The organism is Sporacetigenium sp. TC11 (assembly GCF_058146105.1).
On sequence record NZ_JBYVNY010000001.1, the window covers coordinates 58076 to 73164 of the forward strand.

Genomic DNA, 15089 nt, shown 5'->3' on the forward strand with positions numbered 1-15089 from the left:
TATATATTTAACAATTTTTTATTTACCACTTTTTATAATATAACTTAGACTCAATGATTTTTTTAATAAATCCACAGCAAATGTTATTACATAAGATATACCGACTGATATCACTAAAGAAATTAAAATTGATATTTTAGCTATATCTATTATATTATCAGAATTACTAAAAGCTATTTCAGCTACAAAAATAGACATTGTAAATCCTATGCTAGCAAGTACAGCTACATTAAATATTGATAGCCAACTTGTATTTTTAGGCTTTTGTGTTATGTGGAGCTTTGTTGCTATGTAAGTAAATAACATTATCCCTAGGGGCTTCCCTATAACTAATCCACAAATAATCCCTTGAATCAAAGTACTACCTTTATCAAAATCAATATTTGTATTTAATCTTATAGCCGTATTTGCAAAAGCGAATAATGGTAGTATAAAATAGTTTGATAAATTTGATATACTATGATCCAAATCGCGTTTTATTGGCATAGCTAATCCTAATAATACTCCACTAATAGTTGAATGTACTCCACTCTTATGTACCAAATACCAAAGGATTAATCCTAGAATCATATAGATATATGTCTTTTTAACTTTAAATACCTTATTTATAACATATATTATGGCTGTAATTAAAATGGCAATTGTAATATATATATAACTTATATTAGAGGGATAAACAACAGCTATAACTATTATCGAAATTAAATCATCTACAACTGCTAGTGATAATAAAAATATTTTGAGTCTGTGATTTAATCTATTTTCTAGTAGCATAAATATTCCTACTGCAAAAGCTATATCAGTTGCTATTGGTATACCTAACCCTTCTATATAAGCAGTACCTTTGTTAAATAATATAAATATTATTGCTGGTACTAATACCCCTCCTATAGCAGCTATAATTGGGAACGATGCTTTTTTAAAGCTAGATAAGTTTCCACATAATAGCTCTTTTTTTATTTCTAGAGACACCCCTAGGAAAAATATTGCCATTAAAAAATCATCGACAATCATCTTTATAGTAAAATTATTAAATACTTTTATTTCATCAAAAAAATAGTTATGAAAATATCCTAATGGACTATTAGCTATAATCAACGCAATTAAACTAGATATAACTAGTAATATTCCCGGCAAACACCTCATAGTACCACCCCATTTGTTAATAATTGATGTATATTAATATATAATGTTATGTAAACATGTACTATGACTATTCTATATAAATAATACATAATAGGGGTGTAGTGTGACAAAAACTCATGTAAATTGAACACATCATATAATCCGAGTTTCATCTCTCTATAACTTGTAAAAAGTCCTAGAATACAATGTATTCTAGGACTTTTTTAGCAAGGGACCTGCTCATTGGCACTATGAGCGTAGCGAATTTTTAAATATCTAAGTTATGAACTTTAGCTATTGTATTAACTACAGAAAAAATTAAAGTAGAAGCCAAATTTGCAGTAGTATTATCTTGATCAAATCTCGGTGATACTTCAGCTATGTCAAAACTTATTGTTTTATTAGATTTTAAGATATATTTAATAAGTTTTAATACTCTTTCTGGATCTAACCCTAAGGGTTGTGGTGCACTTACACCAGGCGCAAAAGCTGATGAAAATACATCAGTACATATTGTCATATAAATATGATCCTTTGATTTCATAAAGTCATCTATCTTATCTATTACATTCCAATGCCCGCTATCTGCAATATCTTTTGCCCATATATATTTAACTCCAAGCTTATCTGCAGTTTTAAATAACTCAACTGTATTGCCACGTTTTTGTATTCCAACGCAAAGATAAGAGTAATCTATATCTCTATATTTGCATATATCTGCTATTTGTCTAAACATAGTTCCTGATGTCCCACCATTTGGATATGGTCTAAGATCAAAATGAGCATCAAAGTTTATTATACCTATACTTGGTTTATCATTAGTTTGTGATAAATAATTCAATAATCCATTGTAGTGTCCAAAGGCAACTTCATGGCCTCCACCTAAAACAATAGGGAAGAGATTTAAGCTTAAAATCTTTTCTATGGCTTTTGAAAGTAACTCTTGGCTTTCTTCTAAAGTGCAATTTTCACAAAATATATTTCCTGCATCAAAAATTTTTACGTCTTTTGTAAACCAGCAAGGTAGATTAACTAATTCTTTTCTAATACTTAAAGGACCATTAGCAGCTCCTACTCTCCCTTGGTTTCTCATAACTCCTTCATCACTGCAAAATCCAATAAATGCAAAACCTAATTTACCACTATACGGGATTAGCTCATCTCTTAAGTCAATATTTTTAACCCATTGATGCCATCTAAATGCATCAAAGTTGCTTTCACTATCTACTCTCCCTTGCCAAACTTCATCCTCTGTTGTCTTATAATTTATGCTAAACATTGTCCCCTCCCAATTTATGTTATGCTAAAATGCTTAATATATTTTTTATGAATATCTTATCTATCATTAATAGTAATTTAATTCTATATATTTTTCAATACTATAGATACCAGTTCCTCTTTACAAAATATTCTAACTCCTAAACTATTCTCCTGTTTTATGAGTTCATCAAATATAATATTACTAAATATCAATTAAAGACAATAAAAATTACCACATTTAATAAATGTGGTAATTTTATATAATTAATATAACTATTCAAATGTTGGAATATTATCTAGATTGTCATTTTTATCTCCATTAGGATTACTTCTCAAATATTCTCTTCCATTTCTAGCCTTACCTACATTTACACCTTCTATAAGATGGTCTTTAGCCAACATTATAGCACTTTCAATAGCATAGACATTTCCATCTTGCAACATAACATCAGTAATGTCTCCCTGTTGATTTTTTCTTACCTTAATTATCTTTGTTTTATTATCCATGGTAACATCTCCCTTATACTTATTTGTATCTATTAGTATTAGAAGATATTTTATAATTATTCTATTTTTTAATAACCACCTTACAAATTAGCTCCTTCTTTTAAATTAATAGTTTTTGTGATTTTAAAATATGTAATTAAAAAATAAGCAATTAAACTTCCACCTATAGTACTTATTAAAAATGGAGTTACGTAAAATAATGCAGCTACTTCTTTACCCATTACAAATTTGGCTATTGGAAACGCCAATAATCCGCCTAGTATTCCTGTTCCAAATATTTCTCCAAATACAGCTAAACTCACCTTTTTAGTTTTCATGTACAACATTCCAGCTAAAAGGACTCCAATCATGCTTCCCGGAAATGCCATAAGCGACCCTGTTCCCAATACATTTCTCAATAACGAAATGCAAAATGCTATTGCAAGTCCATACCAAGGACCTAATATTACAGCGCTTAATACATTTATCGTATGCTGCACAGGAAAACACTTAGCTACTCCTATAGGTATAAAAATAAGATTACTTCCTACTACACCTAATGCTATAAACAGTGCTGAAAGAGTTATTTTCTTTGTTTTCATTTACTTAATCCTCCCTTTAATATTTTTAAATAAAAAAACACAAACCCATAGGATTTGTGTTTTAATTAGCACATTATATAATAATACTCATCAACAAACAACTTCCTACGCTGGCATTACCCAGTTCAGGTTATTAGGGTCAAAGAATTAAGGTTCTTACTCTCAGTTGGCCTATCCAACTCCCCTGTGTTATGGATTATTTAATTTTATAGGATAATTATAACATAATAAGCAAACACTATATATAATAACTTTTACATAGGAGGTTTTTAATATGGCACTTACTAATAAAGAAAAAACTCTAATTGAAGACAATTTAAATGCGGAATATTTATGTATAAGAAAGTACGAGCAATATGCTGCAATGGCTTCTTGCCCAAAATTAAAGCAAGTATTTAAAGATCTTGCACAAAAAGAACAACAACATGCAGACACACTTACAAAGCTATTATCTTCAAACGGTGTAAACACTCAAAATCTATTTGAAAGTTATAACAAGCCTCAAGGAGATTTATCAAGCGTACAAACTAGTCTTGGAATTACAGATGGTCAACTTCTAAGCGATGCTTTAAGTACGGAAAAGCACGTTTCAGGTTCTTATAACAATGCTGTTTTAGAGTCAGTTGATGCTAAAATAAGAAAACAACTTCAACATATACAACAAGAAGAGCAAAATCACGCTGAAACATTATTTAATGAAATGAAATCAAGAGGATTGTATAATCCATCTTAAATCAAAGGGAGCATAGGTTAACTATGCTCCCTTCTTTTTTATTTTAATACCCGTATTTTTTATTATTCAAAACTATATCTATATCTTCTTCATACTGTGGAAAAAGTCTATTAAAAAACATTTTAAAAAACTTATTACTATCTACTTTTGTAAGAACCATACAGTTTGGTCTTTTTCTTAGAAAATTCCCTTCATCTACCATACTCATTCCCATTGCTTGCCCTTCAGTTATAACATCTAAATAATATTCCTTTCCACTACATAAACTTTTGTCTAAAACATAGGCTATTGCAAGAGGATCGTTTATTACACATCCCAAAGTTCTTTCTTGTTTCCAATGGAAATCCACATAAAATCTAGTAATATCAACTATAAATCTTGAGAGATCATTATTAAATTGTCTTATCATTTCAATGTAATTTGGAGTAAGTACAACCTCTCTTGTTACATCAAGTCCAACCATAGTAATTGGAACTTTTGAATTATTAAATAAATACTTTGCACTATGAGGATCAACCCAAAAATTAAACTCAGCTACAGGAGAGCAATTTCCAAAACTTTTAAATGATCCTCCCATAAGTACAATTTCTTTTATTTTAGAGAAAGCATCTTCATTTTCTTTCATAGCTTTAGCAATATTAGTAAGAGGCCCTATGGCTACAATAATAATATCTTTTTCTTTATTTATAGTATCAATAATAAAGTCAACAGCACCAGTTTTATACTTTATATCTTCTAATTCTTCATAATAATATTCCCCTAATCCATCTTCTCCATGGGTATCCTCTGCTACAACTAACTCTCTTTCAAGAGGATCAGTCTCTCCTAAATATACAGGCACATCGAGTCTATCCATATTTTTTAAAACTTTAAGAGCATTTAATGCCCCCTTTTTTCCATGTACATTCCCAGAAACAATCGTTATTCCTTTTACATCAATTTCTTCAGCTTTTAGCGCAAGAATAATTGCAAGTACATCATCAATGCCTGGATCACAATCTATAATTACTTTCCTCTTATCCATAATTCACCCCTTATTTATATTTGTCCTATTTTGAGTAACACAATAATCATGACAAGCATATTATTATTATGAGTAACTATTTATAAAAGGATGTGTATTAATTATGTTTGCTTATGCTCTTTTAAATGGGGGGTCTTTGGCTCCAAATCTAAAAGGTAATGTATATTTTATAGATATACAAGGAGGGGTTCAGGTATGTGTTTCGGTAACTGGTTTGCCAGAATATAAACCTGGCGAAAATGGTAACCTTCCTATAGGACCACATGGTTTTCATATTCACGAAAATGGAACTTGTGAAATAGGAGATCCTAATGACCCTTTTATGGATGCCGGGGGCCACTGGAATCCAAATAATCAACCTCACGGAAACCATGCAGGGGACTTCCCTACTTTATTTTCAAACAATGGAGTTGCCATGATGTGTTTCTTCACTAATAAGTTTAGGGTTCAAGATGTAATAGGAAAAGCTGTTATAATACATCAAAGTCCAGATGATAACAAGAGTCAACCTGCAGGAAATGCTGGCAAAAGACTTGCTTGTGGAGTTATTACTCAAGGAACAATACCTCCTACGCAACAAAATAGAATGTATTATTATTATTAAAATAAAAAAACGTAATGAGTTAGCCTTAGCTAATTCATTACGTTTTTACTATGCTGATTTTCTAGAATTTCCAGAAATGTTACCCTTAAATATTCCAAAAGGCTTACCAACTGGTAAAAATACTCTTCCAAAATGATTGTTTAGTACAGAGGCTGCACAACCATAAAAAGATAATAATGATACTATAAGTTCTGAATATCCTGCTAATTCATGTGAAAATTCTGGCATTATTCCAAAAGAGTTCATACTTAATCCTAAGAATAAAAAGTTTATAAAAAAGAAAATACTAAATAATACCTTGTGAGTTTCCATAGCTCCTATTGTCATAAATACAGTAAATATTAAATATCCGATGAATACAACCCCTGTTTGCTTAGGATCTGCATTTTGTGCAAGTATGGGTCCAAATACGCCTCCTTGAATTAACCAAGTAAGTGCCATGCCAAACCAGAAAAATGCATAACCGCCAAATGCAGTTGCTCCAAATGTATTATTATGTTTAAAATCATTAATGCAAGCTATTAACTGTACTGATGCTCCTAAAAATATAGCCCATGGTAATAATAATGATGTTCCTTCTGTAATTCCTAGTTTTTGTGAAGATGCTACTAGTGTTATTATGGCCAGACCAAATAACCCAAGACCAGATGGGTCAGCAGTTACAACTTTCACATTTGTTGTTTCTTTCATTTTTTACCTCCATTAAATAAGTTATTTATAATTATAATTATAATTAGCTTATAGAATACCAAATTTAAAAACTTTTTTCAATCATTTTTGATTGTATAAATATAATACCTAATTATGTAATAAAAACTAAGCTATATTGCCTAGAATTATTTTTAAGAATTAAATGGTATTAATACTTGTTGTCGTTATTTTACCATCTACTTTACTTAAGTTTTTTATTTTTAGAGTTGGATTATTAACTCCGCACTCATCTAAAATATGCTCAAATATTTTAAATTCTTTTCTCTTTATTACAACTTCAACCTTATATCTAGTATCTCCATTATTACCTTGAGCTAGGAAATTATTCACAGTATAACCTGATTCTCTAAGTTTTTCTGCTATTTCAATCATTTTATTTTTATTATTTAAAAATAAATCTACTTCTAAAATCCCCAAAGCTAACCACTGTTCAATTTTATTACCAATTAAGACCCCTACAGTTCTACCCAAAGCATACGCAATTGTATAATGTATTCCCTCAGAACTAGTAACTTTACTTACTGTCGTTGCGAAAATTATAGAATCTACAAAAACTAAACCATAAACCGGATTCATGATTTTTTTAGACTGCAGCATCGATTTTAAAGTTGCTAATATATTAGTAAGAACTGTTATTAAGAATAAACCTATAAGTGAATATATTACATTTGTTGTCATAATGACACCTCCTTTTTGTTGTCATTGATATATTAATTTAAACGCCAAAAACTACTAATGATATATTAGTAATCTCTAAATAAAACAATAATTTTAATTTAATCATTGGAATTTTTTAGGATGGAAGTAATTCAATAATATTTCTAGGAATAACGATAAGATTATTTGAAAATTTATTTTTTATACTTATATTTAGCTTTATACGATCAATAGACCAATCATATTATATTATCACATATTCTTCACGTTTGCAACATAAATCTTTAAACGTTTCTTATTATTTTGTTTTTATCTAAACTAAATGTATATAAAGGGTGAATATTTTATATCCACCCTTTCCTATGATTCCAGCTTATTTTTATCTACACTAGAGTTATACACCATTCCCAGTATAATTAAAGATCCACCTATAATCTTACCTTTTGAAACAGACCCTTCCATAATGTAGTCTATAATTATTCCTGTAAAAATCTGACCTATAAAAATAAGAACAGTACTATATATAATTGGTATTTTAGGAATTATTATATTAGAAGCTGCTACAACCATAACTCCAATAAAACCTCCTAAAAAAGCTAAAAACGGTATATTGTTTAAATTGTTAATTTGGAAGTTATTTAAGCTACCTGTAAATATAGCTAAAATTAAAGCAATAAATAAACCTACTATATAATTTATAAATGTACTTTGTAATACTCCTATTTTTCCTGCTAAGCGAGAATTTACAATCATAGATAATATAGTTAAGCATCCACCTACAATTGCCAATATTATATAAATCATGTCAACACCCCCTAATATACTGTCATTACCACAATTCCTATTAGCATTATGGCAAATCCTATTAATTTTTTCTTATTAAATTTATATATATCCATTCCGAATAATCCGAAGTTATCTATAATAATAGATAATACCAGTTGACCAAAAACTCCTAATGCTAAAGTTAATGATACTCCTAAAGAACCAAAACATAAATTATTTAATAATACGAGCAAAACTCCTATTGCCCCTCCACTAAAAATATATAAAGGTAACTTTTCATTAAATATAAGTTTTTCTCTTCTTATAATCAAAGTAAGTATCACAGTAATAAGTCCTACTATATGAATTATTAGTATTGATAAATAATTGCCTGTATAACCATCTAATGTACCATTGAACGTTACCATTATAGAAATTAAAAATCCTATAAATACTGCAGCAAATTTATACATATAAATCCTCCCTATTCTTTATTATTAGCCTATATTATCAAATAAAAGAATATATATATATGACATATGTCATAATATATATAAAATAAATAGAAATCTAAAATTTCTTTATATGAATGTATAAAAAATATTTAATTTGTTCATAATAACATTTGTAAAAGATTTACTTTTATGTTATACTTATATAACCGATACAAAACACGGTTGATAAAATTTTAAGTATCAATAGTAATGTGTTTAAATTTTAGGAGGATTACAATGAAAACAGGAACAGTAAAATGGTTTAACTCAGAAAAAGGATTTGGATTTATCGAAGTTCAAGGAGAAAATGATGTATTCGTACACTTCTCAGCTATACAAGGAGATGGATACAAATCATTAGAAGAAGGTCAAAGAGTTCAGTTCGAAGTAGAACAAGGATCAAGAGGACCTCAAGCAACTAACGTTACAAAATTATAAATCTAAATTTCGATATATTAATTTATTAATATATTCATGTTTGGCCACCTTCATAAAGGTGGCTTTTAACTTATCTTAAGGAGAATACTTATGTTTAAAAAAAATCTTAAAAAAAATTATAATATGAAAAAGACAATATCAATGAAAAAATTCATTGCTGAACTTGGTGAAAACTTCTCTGATCATATGAAAAAAAGACTTTTAGAACTTGAGGTAAGATGTGTATTAACAAGAAAAGAAGAGAATAACATTCTTGATATAAAACATGTAGAACATACAAAGCAAGATAATAAAGAATATGTATTTGGTCAATTTATAGTTGTTGAAGGAGTATTATATTTTTCAGAAAACCATATGGAAGACAGCGAAGTAATGTTATCTCCAATTGTAACTACTATATATAACTCTTTAGATAGCGAAAGTGTGACTTTTGAAGACGGCAATACTGGAAAAATAGTAGACGATAGCAATATTGACTATATACTAGATCAAATATTATCAGTATGTCCTCCAGTTTCTCAAGCATATTTAGATATAATGTCTAAATACATGTAAAACAAAATTAAGCATCACTTAATTTTGTTTTATTTTTTATTGTGCATATAAAGGTAAAAAACGGACACAATAATTATCGTTAGATATTTATTTTATATATTTCATTTACAGTTTACTATAACTTAGGAGGATTTACAATGAAAAAAGGAAAAGTAAAATGGTTTAATAATGAAAAAGGATATGGCTACATAGAAGTAGAAGGCGAAAATGATGTATTTGTACATTTTTCTGCTATAACTGGAGAAGGATATAAAACATTAGAAGAAGGTCAGGAAGTTGAATTTGAAGTAGAACAAGGCCAAAAAGGTCCTCAAGCAGCTAACGTAAAAAAAATATGGTAAAAAGCTTATAAGCTTTTTACCATATTTTTTATTTATATTCCTAAATCAAAAGAAAGCTGTGGCCTAACTGGTTCATAATCTTCCATCTTAAAATCATCTATTGTAAAACTATAAAAATCTGTTTTATCTGTGTCTAATATTAATCTAGCTTGTTTTTCACTTGGTTTCCTATTTAACATTTCTTTTGCTTGTTCAAAATGTCTATCGTATATGTGTAAATTATCTACAAAATGAGTAAACTTACCTGGAGTAAGTCCAACTGATTTTGCAACCATCATTAAAAGAGCCACGTATTGTATTTTATTAATATGTCCGGCAACTAAATAATCGGAACTACGCTGATGAAGACATAGATCTAAATATTCCCCTCTAACATTCCAAGTAGTCATAAATGCACAAGGTCTAAGTCCACCATTATCTAGGTGCATATATTGCCATAAATTTATTATATGTCCTCTATCTAGTGGATTATTTTTAAGTCCATCTAATAATTTATTTATTAAATCATATTTTTTAACTATATAACCATAACACTCACCTATTGAACCACTATTCTTATATTCCCATGAATCCCACCAGTGTATGTTGTATTTTTCTTTAAGTACTGATAAGTCAGTAGTTTGGTCTTGATATATCCAAAGTATTTCTTTTATTCCATTTTTCCATGGTACAGGTCTTAAAGTAGTTATTGGAAACTCTCCCTTTGATATATCATAAGTTTCACATACATGAGTTATGTACTTAGTATGAGCTGGCACTCCATCGCTGTAAACAGGTCTTACTTTTTGTTCAAGTGTAGTTTGCCCTTCATTAATTACTTCGCTACACGCTTCAAAGAATAATTTGTCTACTTTATTCATATGTTTGAATCCTCCTAAAAAAATCTGTCTATATTAATTATACAAGAAAGAAAATTAAAAGGAAGCCTTTTAAGCTTCCTTTTTAAAACTTTATATATTTATAGTTTTGCAACTTTTATTGCATTCTCAATATCTTATATTAAATCGTCTTTATTTTCTATTCCTACTGAAACTCTAAAAACTATTAATAATATTCTATATTAACTATTTTCCCTAATTCTTCTGCCGATTTCTTTAATTTTTCTATAATAGTCCACTTTATACTCAGCTCTTTAGGGAAATTTGAGTTTTGATGAGCTGGATTTATTGCTTTACCAACAAGCATCTTTAAGTGTGTACTATCTTCTATTATTAGTTTTGCTAATCTCGATGCCCCATCTTTCCGTTCTAAAAAATTTAAATCTTTAGAACCTCTTGCTATCTTTAATCTCTCAGTAACTGTATTTAATGTAATTACTCCTTCAGTAACTAAACTAATTCCCTTTATATTTGCAGTAGGAGGTACATTTTTATCATAAATATCAAAATTTGTTCTCAATTTCTCATTTAGCTCTCGTGCAACTATATGTGCTGCAGTACCCCCACTTACAACCTTCATCCCTTCACTTTCCATTAGCTTCTTTGTAATTACTTTATCCATTTCCCTATCCTCTGGTGGACCAGAAAATAATACAGTATGTTGTGGCCTTCTCATTTTAATAGCCAATACAGTAGTATCATCACCAGGTTCATTTAAATAAAGATCTTCACATGCATTTAGTAAGCTATTTGCAATATATTTAGCAGAATTGTGTGATCTATATGTCTTTTCAAGATACTCTGCTACATGTTCCCATTTCCATCCTAAATTTAAGACCTTTCCTACTCCTGCATGAATTGCTCCATCACTGGTTAAAACTATAAGGTCATTTTCTTGTAACTTACATCTCGTTTCCTTAATTCTTCTATTATTTATATTTACAGTTTCATATGGTAAATTTGCTATTTCCCCATCTCTTATGAAAAAAATACTAGGGTTATCAAATTCAACTATATAAGCCTCATTATTATTTGAAATCTTTACAATTGTAAACGTTGAATAAGCTAAACTTCTAACCTTACATACTGGTAACGTATTAGTTATTGTCTCTACAACTTCTTCTATATCCATACCCTCTTTAAGCATAGTAAGAGCTATTTTTGACGTAAGTGTAGCAAGTATGTTAGCTTTAACTCCACTTCCTAAGCCATCAGCCAAAACAGCTATAAGCCCATCATCAGTTCTAAAATACTCTGCTTTATCTCCACACAATTCTTCCCCAAACTTGTTTAAGCTTGTTGATGCAACATCTATAAAAAGACTCATATTATATCATCCTCTTTATCTTGCACAACTTTTTTAAGCTTAGTTAGGATAACTTTAGTTTCTGCTGTTGTTTCTCCTAGAAGACTTGCTATTTCCTGAGCTACCCTCATTTGCTTATTAATAACTTCTTGTGCCATATTTAGTGTATTCATTTTTAACTCTTTAAGCTTCTTTTCTTTTATCTCATCTTCAGTTATATCAGTCATAATGACAACCATAGCCTTATATTCCTTTAAATATAAAACAGTTTTTAACATAGAGGAATTGTATTCTTTTAAATATATCTTCTTAGCAATTATATCTTTTTTTGTATTTTTTACATTTATAAAATCTTTATCATCCATAAACATCACTATGGGTTTATTTATTGCAAATCTCTTTTTAACATTAAATAAAGCTTCTGAAGATGGGTTAAATTCTATAATCTCTAGCTCGTCATTTAAAATAAATATAATATTTGGTGTTACATCAAATATTACATTAGATATAGTTTCTGCCCTTTGTCTCATATAAGGCATACACATATTATTTTCTGCCATTTTATTATATACTGCAATTGCCTTATCTCGGCAACTATCATATCCACAGGCTCCACAATTAAGTTCATCAGATTCCTTTAACTTCCCTGTACTAGCCAAAATTTCTTTAATTTCCTCTTCACTTGGAATATTTATTGTTGGAGATAAATCTCTAAAATTTGTAGATATATCTATATCTTTATTAATTTCTATGTCTAACTCAAAATTATCGTTACTTTTTTGACAATTCTGAACATATCTTTTTACTTTATTTTTCCTTATGTACACTGAATTTTCATCAGGCATTGCAGGACCATTTATACAACTATTATCACATAAGCTCATTTCGATAAATGTATTTTTTATTTTTCCTTTATCCATGCACTTTAATAAATCAATACAGTTTTCTATTCCATCTACGCAAAACATATCTTTTTTCCCAGAATCATCAAGGGTACTTGCAATTCCCTGTGTAATGGGATATAAACTAGCTTTTTGATTTTCTAGATCAAAAGGCATAGGTTCTAAATCTTTTAGAACTATTTTTTCATTTTCAAACCAATTTATCATTTCATCAAAAGTTAATATGTAGTCAATAGCTTCCTCTGTTTTAGCTTCTAGTTTTTTGGCAAGACATGGTCCTATAAAAACTGTTTTAATATTTTGACCATACTTCTCCTTTAACATCTTTGCATGGCATACCATAGGAGATACAACAGGAATCATTTCATCGACAAGGCTTGGATAATAGTGTTGAATAAGATAATTTACTGCTGTACAACTAGTAGTTATATAGTTTTTATTATCCTCTCTATTGTAGTATTCATTATAACTTTGTGATATTACCCCTGCCCCAACCGCTGTTTGTTCAACATATGAAAATCCTATTTTTTTTAAAGCTGATACAAATTGCTCTGGATACTTAAAATCAAATGCAGCTATAAAAGATGGTGCTACACTTGCAACTATAACATCTCCATTTTTAACATGTTTTTTTACTATAGAAATATCAGACTTTATTTGTTTTGCATTTTTAGGACATACTAAGAGACATCGCCCACACCCAATACATAAAGAATTTACAATTTCAGCTTGTCCATCTTTTAGCTTAATAGCCTTAACAGGACATTCTCTCACACATCTATAACAATTGCTACAGTCAGCTTTAGAAAAATTAATGATATCCATATCTATTCACCTCTTAATATATGTTCTTCAAATATTTCTTTTGCATTTTCAGGTGAGACAGATATTATAGATTTATCATCAATTTGTACAGAAACTCCCTTAGTGCATTCACCTAGACAAAAGGCTGCATTTAATTCTATTTTATTTTCCAATTGATGTTCTCTTATCTCAGACTGAAAAATCTCTATAACTTCATAAGATCCTTTTAGATGACAAGCGCTCCCAATGCATATCTTAATTGTTTTCATATATTACCCCCAAATTAATAAATTACATTTTAATATTATCACTTTGTTAAGTTTTTTTCAAATTTCAATCATAAAAAATAAGGGAGTTTTTATACTCCCCATTTATCTAACTTCTTCAACTTTAACATCAAAATAATGTCCATTTACTTTTATTTTAAATTCTCTTGTACTTATAATTTCTCTATTAATAAAGGATTTTTTTATCTCCTCTATTGTTCTTTCCATATTTTCTAATTCTTCATGCGCATGTTCTACCGTAATTTCCTTAAAACCTATTTTATCACCAGGCTTTGCCTGGGCAACTTTACATAAATCTATCCATATAATATTTCCTATTTTGGTATAACCTCCTGTCGTTTGTCTATCTGCCATCATTATAATAGGTTTACCATGTCCTGGAATTTGAATAGCTCCAAATGAAATTCCATCAGAAATAATATCTCCTCCACCTATATGTTCTATTGCTTCTCCATCAAGACGAAATCCCATTCTATCACATTCATTAGTAACTACATATTTATTCGAAAGAAAAGTTTCCATTCCTTTTGAGGTAAAGTAATCTTCTTGAGGTCCTAATACAACTCTTACATCAAAGTCTTTTATATATTCTGGAATAAACTTCTTGGGTATATATCTGTCTTTTAATTTAGATAATACTTCTTTAGTTTTCCCTATTTGTATAACATCTCCACCTTTTAATGGCCTTCCTTTATGTCCGCCTATGCTTGCTTTTACATAAGTAGATTTACTTCCCATAACAAGTGGTACATCTATTCCACCTGCAAATGCAATATAACTTCTACACCCTTTTTTCATTGCTTCAAAACTAAGTACATCTCCAAATTTTACATACATACTCCTCCACATTTCTACTGATTTTCCGTTTATACTTGGAGACAAGTCTCCTCCAGTAATGGCTATAACTGAATCCTCCTGAAATTCAATTTGAGGTCCTAACATAGTCACTTCAATTACTGCTTCGTTTTCATCATTTCCAACTAATATATTCCCAACGCGATGTGAAAAACTATCCATAACTCCAGATACAGGAACACCAAATTGTTGATATCCATATCTTCCAGCGTCTTGTATTAAAGTTAACATTCCATGATTTATAATTTTTATTTCCCCCATT

The 15089-nt window shown here is 29.3% G+C and carries 19 protein-coding genes and 1 riboswitch; of the genes, 5 read left to right on the top strand and 14 right to left on the bottom strand.

The window, feature by feature from the left end; translation table 11 throughout:
* Positions 1 to 18 precede the first annotated feature (18 nt).
* The 4 genes from nhaA to thiW form a co-directional block, all read right to left on the bottom strand.
* Positions 19 to 1146 carry a Na+/H+ antiporter NhaA gene (nhaA, locus tag ACUSRV_RS00285; RefSeq protein ID WP_490139903.1) on the bottom strand — a complete coding sequence of 376 codons (1128 nt, stop codon included), beginning with the start codon at positions 1144 to 1146 and terminating at the stop codon, positions 19 to 21.
* 247 nt (positions 1147 to 1393) lie between these two features.
* A complete protein-coding gene (gene hutG, locus ACUSRV_RS00290; protein ID WP_490139904.1) occupies positions 1394 to 2404 on the bottom strand; it encodes a formimidoylglutamase in 1011 nt (336 codons plus the stop codon).
* 254 nt (positions 2405 to 2658) lie between these two features.
* On the bottom strand, positions 2659 to 2892 hold the full coding sequence (locus ACUSRV_RS00295) for a DUF3892 domain-containing protein (protein WP_490139905.1): 234 nt from the start codon (positions 2890 to 2892) through the stop codon (positions 2659 to 2661).
* A gap of 80 nt (positions 2893 to 2972) precedes the next feature.
* Positions 2973 to 3473 carry an energy coupling factor transporter S component ThiW gene (gene thiW, locus ACUSRV_RS00300; protein ID WP_490139906.1) on the bottom strand — a complete coding sequence of 167 codons (501 nt, stop codon included), beginning with the start codon at positions 3471 to 3473 and terminating at the stop codon, positions 2973 to 2975.
* A gap of 84 nt (positions 3474 to 3557) precedes the next feature.
* Positions 3558 to 3669: riboswitch (TPP riboswitch) on the bottom strand.
* 78 nt (positions 3670 to 3747) lie between these two features.
* Between thiW and ACUSRV_RS00305 the strand changes: the two genes are divergently transcribed.
* Positions 3748 to 4206, top strand: a complete 459-nt coding sequence (locus ACUSRV_RS00305; RefSeq protein ID WP_490139907.1) for a spore coat protein — start codon at positions 3748 to 3750, stop codon at positions 4204 to 4206.
* 43 nt (positions 4207 to 4249) lie between these two features.
* Here the strand turns inward: ACUSRV_RS00305 and ACUSRV_RS00310 are convergent, their stop codons facing one another.
* Positions 4250 to 5230 (bottom strand): nucleoside hydrolase, encoded by a 981-nt coding sequence (locus tag ACUSRV_RS00310; RefSeq protein WP_490139908.1) that lies wholly within the window; start codon positions 5228 to 5230, stop codon positions 4250 to 4252.
* A 103-nt stretch (positions 5231 to 5333) separates the two neighbouring features.
* Between ACUSRV_RS00310 and ACUSRV_RS00315 the strand changes: the two genes are divergently transcribed.
* Positions 5334 to 5834 carry a superoxide dismutase family protein gene (locus tag ACUSRV_RS00315; protein ID WP_490139909.1) on the top strand — a complete coding sequence of 167 codons (501 nt, stop codon included), beginning with the start codon at positions 5334 to 5336 and terminating at the stop codon, positions 5832 to 5834.
* Positions 5835 to 5882: 48 nt separating this feature from the next.
* On the opposite strand, the gene ACUSRV_RS00320 is transcribed toward ACUSRV_RS00315, so the two are convergent.
* From ACUSRV_RS00320 to ACUSRV_RS00335, 4 genes are all read right to left on the bottom strand, one after another.
* Complete coding sequence (locus ACUSRV_RS00320; protein ID WP_490139910.1) at positions 5883 to 6524, bottom strand: acetate uptake transporter; 642 nt, start codon at positions 6522 to 6524, stop codon at positions 5883 to 5885.
* A 159-nt stretch (positions 6525 to 6683) separates the two neighbouring features.
* Positions 6684 to 7223: a DUF5698 domain-containing protein gene (locus ACUSRV_RS00325; RefSeq protein WP_490139911.1), complete on the bottom strand. Its 540-nt coding sequence runs from the start codon at positions 7221 to 7223 to the stop codon at positions 6684 to 6686.
* 339 nt (positions 7224 to 7562) lie between these two features.
* Positions 7563 to 8006 (bottom strand): DMT family transporter, encoded by a 444-nt coding sequence (locus ACUSRV_RS00330; protein WP_490139912.1) that lies wholly within the window; start codon positions 8004 to 8006, stop codon positions 7563 to 7565.
* 11 nt (positions 8007 to 8017) lie between these two features.
* Positions 8018 to 8440 (bottom strand): DMT family transporter, encoded by a 423-nt coding sequence (locus ACUSRV_RS00335; RefSeq protein WP_490139913.1) that lies wholly within the window; start codon positions 8438 to 8440, stop codon positions 8018 to 8020.
* A 258-nt stretch (positions 8441 to 8698) separates the two neighbouring features.
* Between ACUSRV_RS00335 and ACUSRV_RS00340 the strand changes: the two genes are divergently transcribed.
* From ACUSRV_RS00340 to ACUSRV_RS00350, 3 genes are all read left to right on the top strand, one after another.
* Positions 8699 to 8899 carry a cold-shock protein gene (locus tag ACUSRV_RS00340; RefSeq protein ID WP_490139914.1) on the top strand — a complete coding sequence of 67 codons (201 nt, stop codon included), beginning with the start codon at positions 8699 to 8701 and terminating at the stop codon, positions 8897 to 8899.
* Positions 8900 to 8989: 90 nt separating this feature from the next.
* Complete coding sequence (locus ACUSRV_RS00345; RefSeq protein WP_490139915.1) at positions 8990 to 9454, top strand: hypothetical protein; 465 nt, start codon at positions 8990 to 8992, stop codon at positions 9452 to 9454.
* 137 nt (positions 9455 to 9591) lie between these two features.
* Complete coding sequence (locus ACUSRV_RS00350; protein WP_490139916.1) at positions 9592 to 9795, top strand: cold-shock protein; 204 nt, start codon at positions 9592 to 9594, stop codon at positions 9793 to 9795.
* Between the two features lie 32 nt (positions 9796 to 9827).
* On the opposite strand, the gene ACUSRV_RS00355 is transcribed toward ACUSRV_RS00350, so the two are convergent.
* The 5 genes from ACUSRV_RS00355 to ACUSRV_RS00375 all read right to left on the bottom strand — a co-directional run bounded on the left by ACUSRV_RS00355 (position 9828) and on the right by ACUSRV_RS00375 (position 15088).
* On the bottom strand, positions 9828 to 10655 hold the full coding sequence (locus ACUSRV_RS00355; protein WP_490139917.1) for a thymidylate synthase: 828 nt from the start codon (positions 10653 to 10655) through the stop codon (positions 9828 to 9830).
* Positions 10656 to 10839: 184 nt separating this feature from the next.
* The gene (locus tag ACUSRV_RS00360) at positions 10840 to 12000 is read right to left on the bottom strand and encodes a SpoIIE family protein phosphatase (protein WP_490139918.1); all 1161 of its coding nucleotides are present in this window, start codon (positions 11998 to 12000) and stop codon (positions 10840 to 10842) included.
* Positions 11997 to 13706: a [Fe-Fe] hydrogenase large subunit C-terminal domain-containing protein gene (locus ACUSRV_RS00365; protein WP_490139919.1), complete on the bottom strand. Its 1710-nt coding sequence runs from the start codon at positions 13704 to 13706 to the stop codon at positions 11997 to 11999. Before ACUSRV_RS00365 ends, ACUSRV_RS00360 begins: the two co-directional genes overlap by 4 nt.
* Positions 13707 to 13708: 2 nt before the next feature.
* The gene (locus ACUSRV_RS00370) at positions 13709 to 13954 is read right to left on the bottom strand and encodes a (2Fe-2S) ferredoxin domain-containing protein (protein ID WP_490139920.1); all 246 of its coding nucleotides are present in this window, start codon (positions 13952 to 13954) and stop codon (positions 13709 to 13711) included.
* 102 nt (positions 13955 to 14056) lie between these two features.
* Entirely contained in the window at positions 14057 to 15088 is a 1032-nt protein-coding gene (locus ACUSRV_RS00375; RefSeq protein WP_490139921.1) for a 5-oxoprolinase subunit C family protein, read from the bottom strand.
* Position 15089 lies beyond the last annotated feature (1 nt).

Coding starts and splice junctions, on each gene's coding strand:
- nhaA (WP_490139903.1), bottom strand. CDS start 1,146: ATGAGGTGTTTGCCGGGAATATTACTAGTTATATCTAGTTTAATTGCG.
- hutG (WP_490139904.1), bottom strand. CDS start 2,404: ATGTTTAGCATAAATTATAAGACAACAGAGGATGAAGTTTGGCAAGGG.
- ACUSRV_RS00295 (WP_490139905.1), bottom strand. CDS start 2,892: ATGGATAATAAAACAAAGATAATTAAGGTAAGAAAAAATCAACAGGGA.
- thiW (WP_490139906.1), bottom strand. CDS start 3,473: ATGAAAACAAAGAAAATAACTCTTTCAGCACTGTTTATAGCATTAGGT.
- ACUSRV_RS00305 (WP_490139907.1), top strand. CDS start 3,748: ATGGCACTTACTAATAAAGAAAAAACTCTAATTGAAGACAATTTAAAT.
- ACUSRV_RS00310 (WP_490139908.1), bottom strand. CDS start 5,230: ATGGATAAGAGGAAAGTAATTATAGATTGTGATCCAGGCATTGATGAT.
- ACUSRV_RS00315 (WP_490139909.1), top strand. CDS start 5,334: ATGTTTGCTTATGCTCTTTTAAATGGGGGGTCTTTGGCTCCAAATCTA.
- ACUSRV_RS00320 (WP_490139910.1), bottom strand. CDS start 6,524: ATGAAAGAAACAACAAATGTGAAAGTTGTAACTGCTGACCCATCTGGT.
- ACUSRV_RS00325 (WP_490139911.1), bottom strand. CDS start 7,223: ATGACAACAAATGTAATATATTCACTTATAGGTTTATTCTTAATAACA.
- ACUSRV_RS00330 (WP_490139912.1), bottom strand. CDS start 8,006: ATGATTTATATAATATTGGCAATTGTAGGTGGATGCTTAACTATATTA.
- ACUSRV_RS00335 (WP_490139913.1), bottom strand. CDS start 8,440: ATGTATAAATTTGCTGCAGTATTTATAGGATTTTTAATTTCTATAATG.
- ACUSRV_RS00340 (WP_490139914.1), top strand. CDS start 8,699: ATGAAAACAGGAACAGTAAAATGGTTTAACTCAGAAAAAGGATTTGGA.
- ACUSRV_RS00345 (WP_490139915.1), top strand. CDS start 8,990: ATGTTTAAAAAAAATCTTAAAAAAAATTATAATATGAAAAAGACAATA.
- ACUSRV_RS00350 (WP_490139916.1), top strand. CDS start 9,592: ATGAAAAAAGGAAAAGTAAAATGGTTTAATAATGAAAAAGGATATGGC.
- ACUSRV_RS00355 (WP_490139917.1), bottom strand. CDS start 10,655: ATGAATAAAGTAGACAAATTATTCTTTGAAGCGTGTAGCGAAGTAATT.
- ACUSRV_RS00360 (WP_490139918.1), bottom strand. CDS start 12,000: ATGAGTCTTTTTATAGATGTTGCATCAACAAGCTTAAACAAGTTTGGG.
- ACUSRV_RS00365 (WP_490139919.1), bottom strand. CDS start 13,706: ATGGATATCATTAATTTTTCTAAAGCTGACTGTAGCAATTGTTATAGA.
- ACUSRV_RS00370 (WP_490139920.1), bottom strand. CDS start 13,954: ATGAAAACAATTAAGATATGCATTGGGAGCGCTTGTCATCTAAAAGGA.
- ACUSRV_RS00375 (WP_490139921.1), bottom strand. CDS start 15,088: ATGGGGGAAATAAAAATTATAAATCATGGAATGTTAACTTTAATACAA.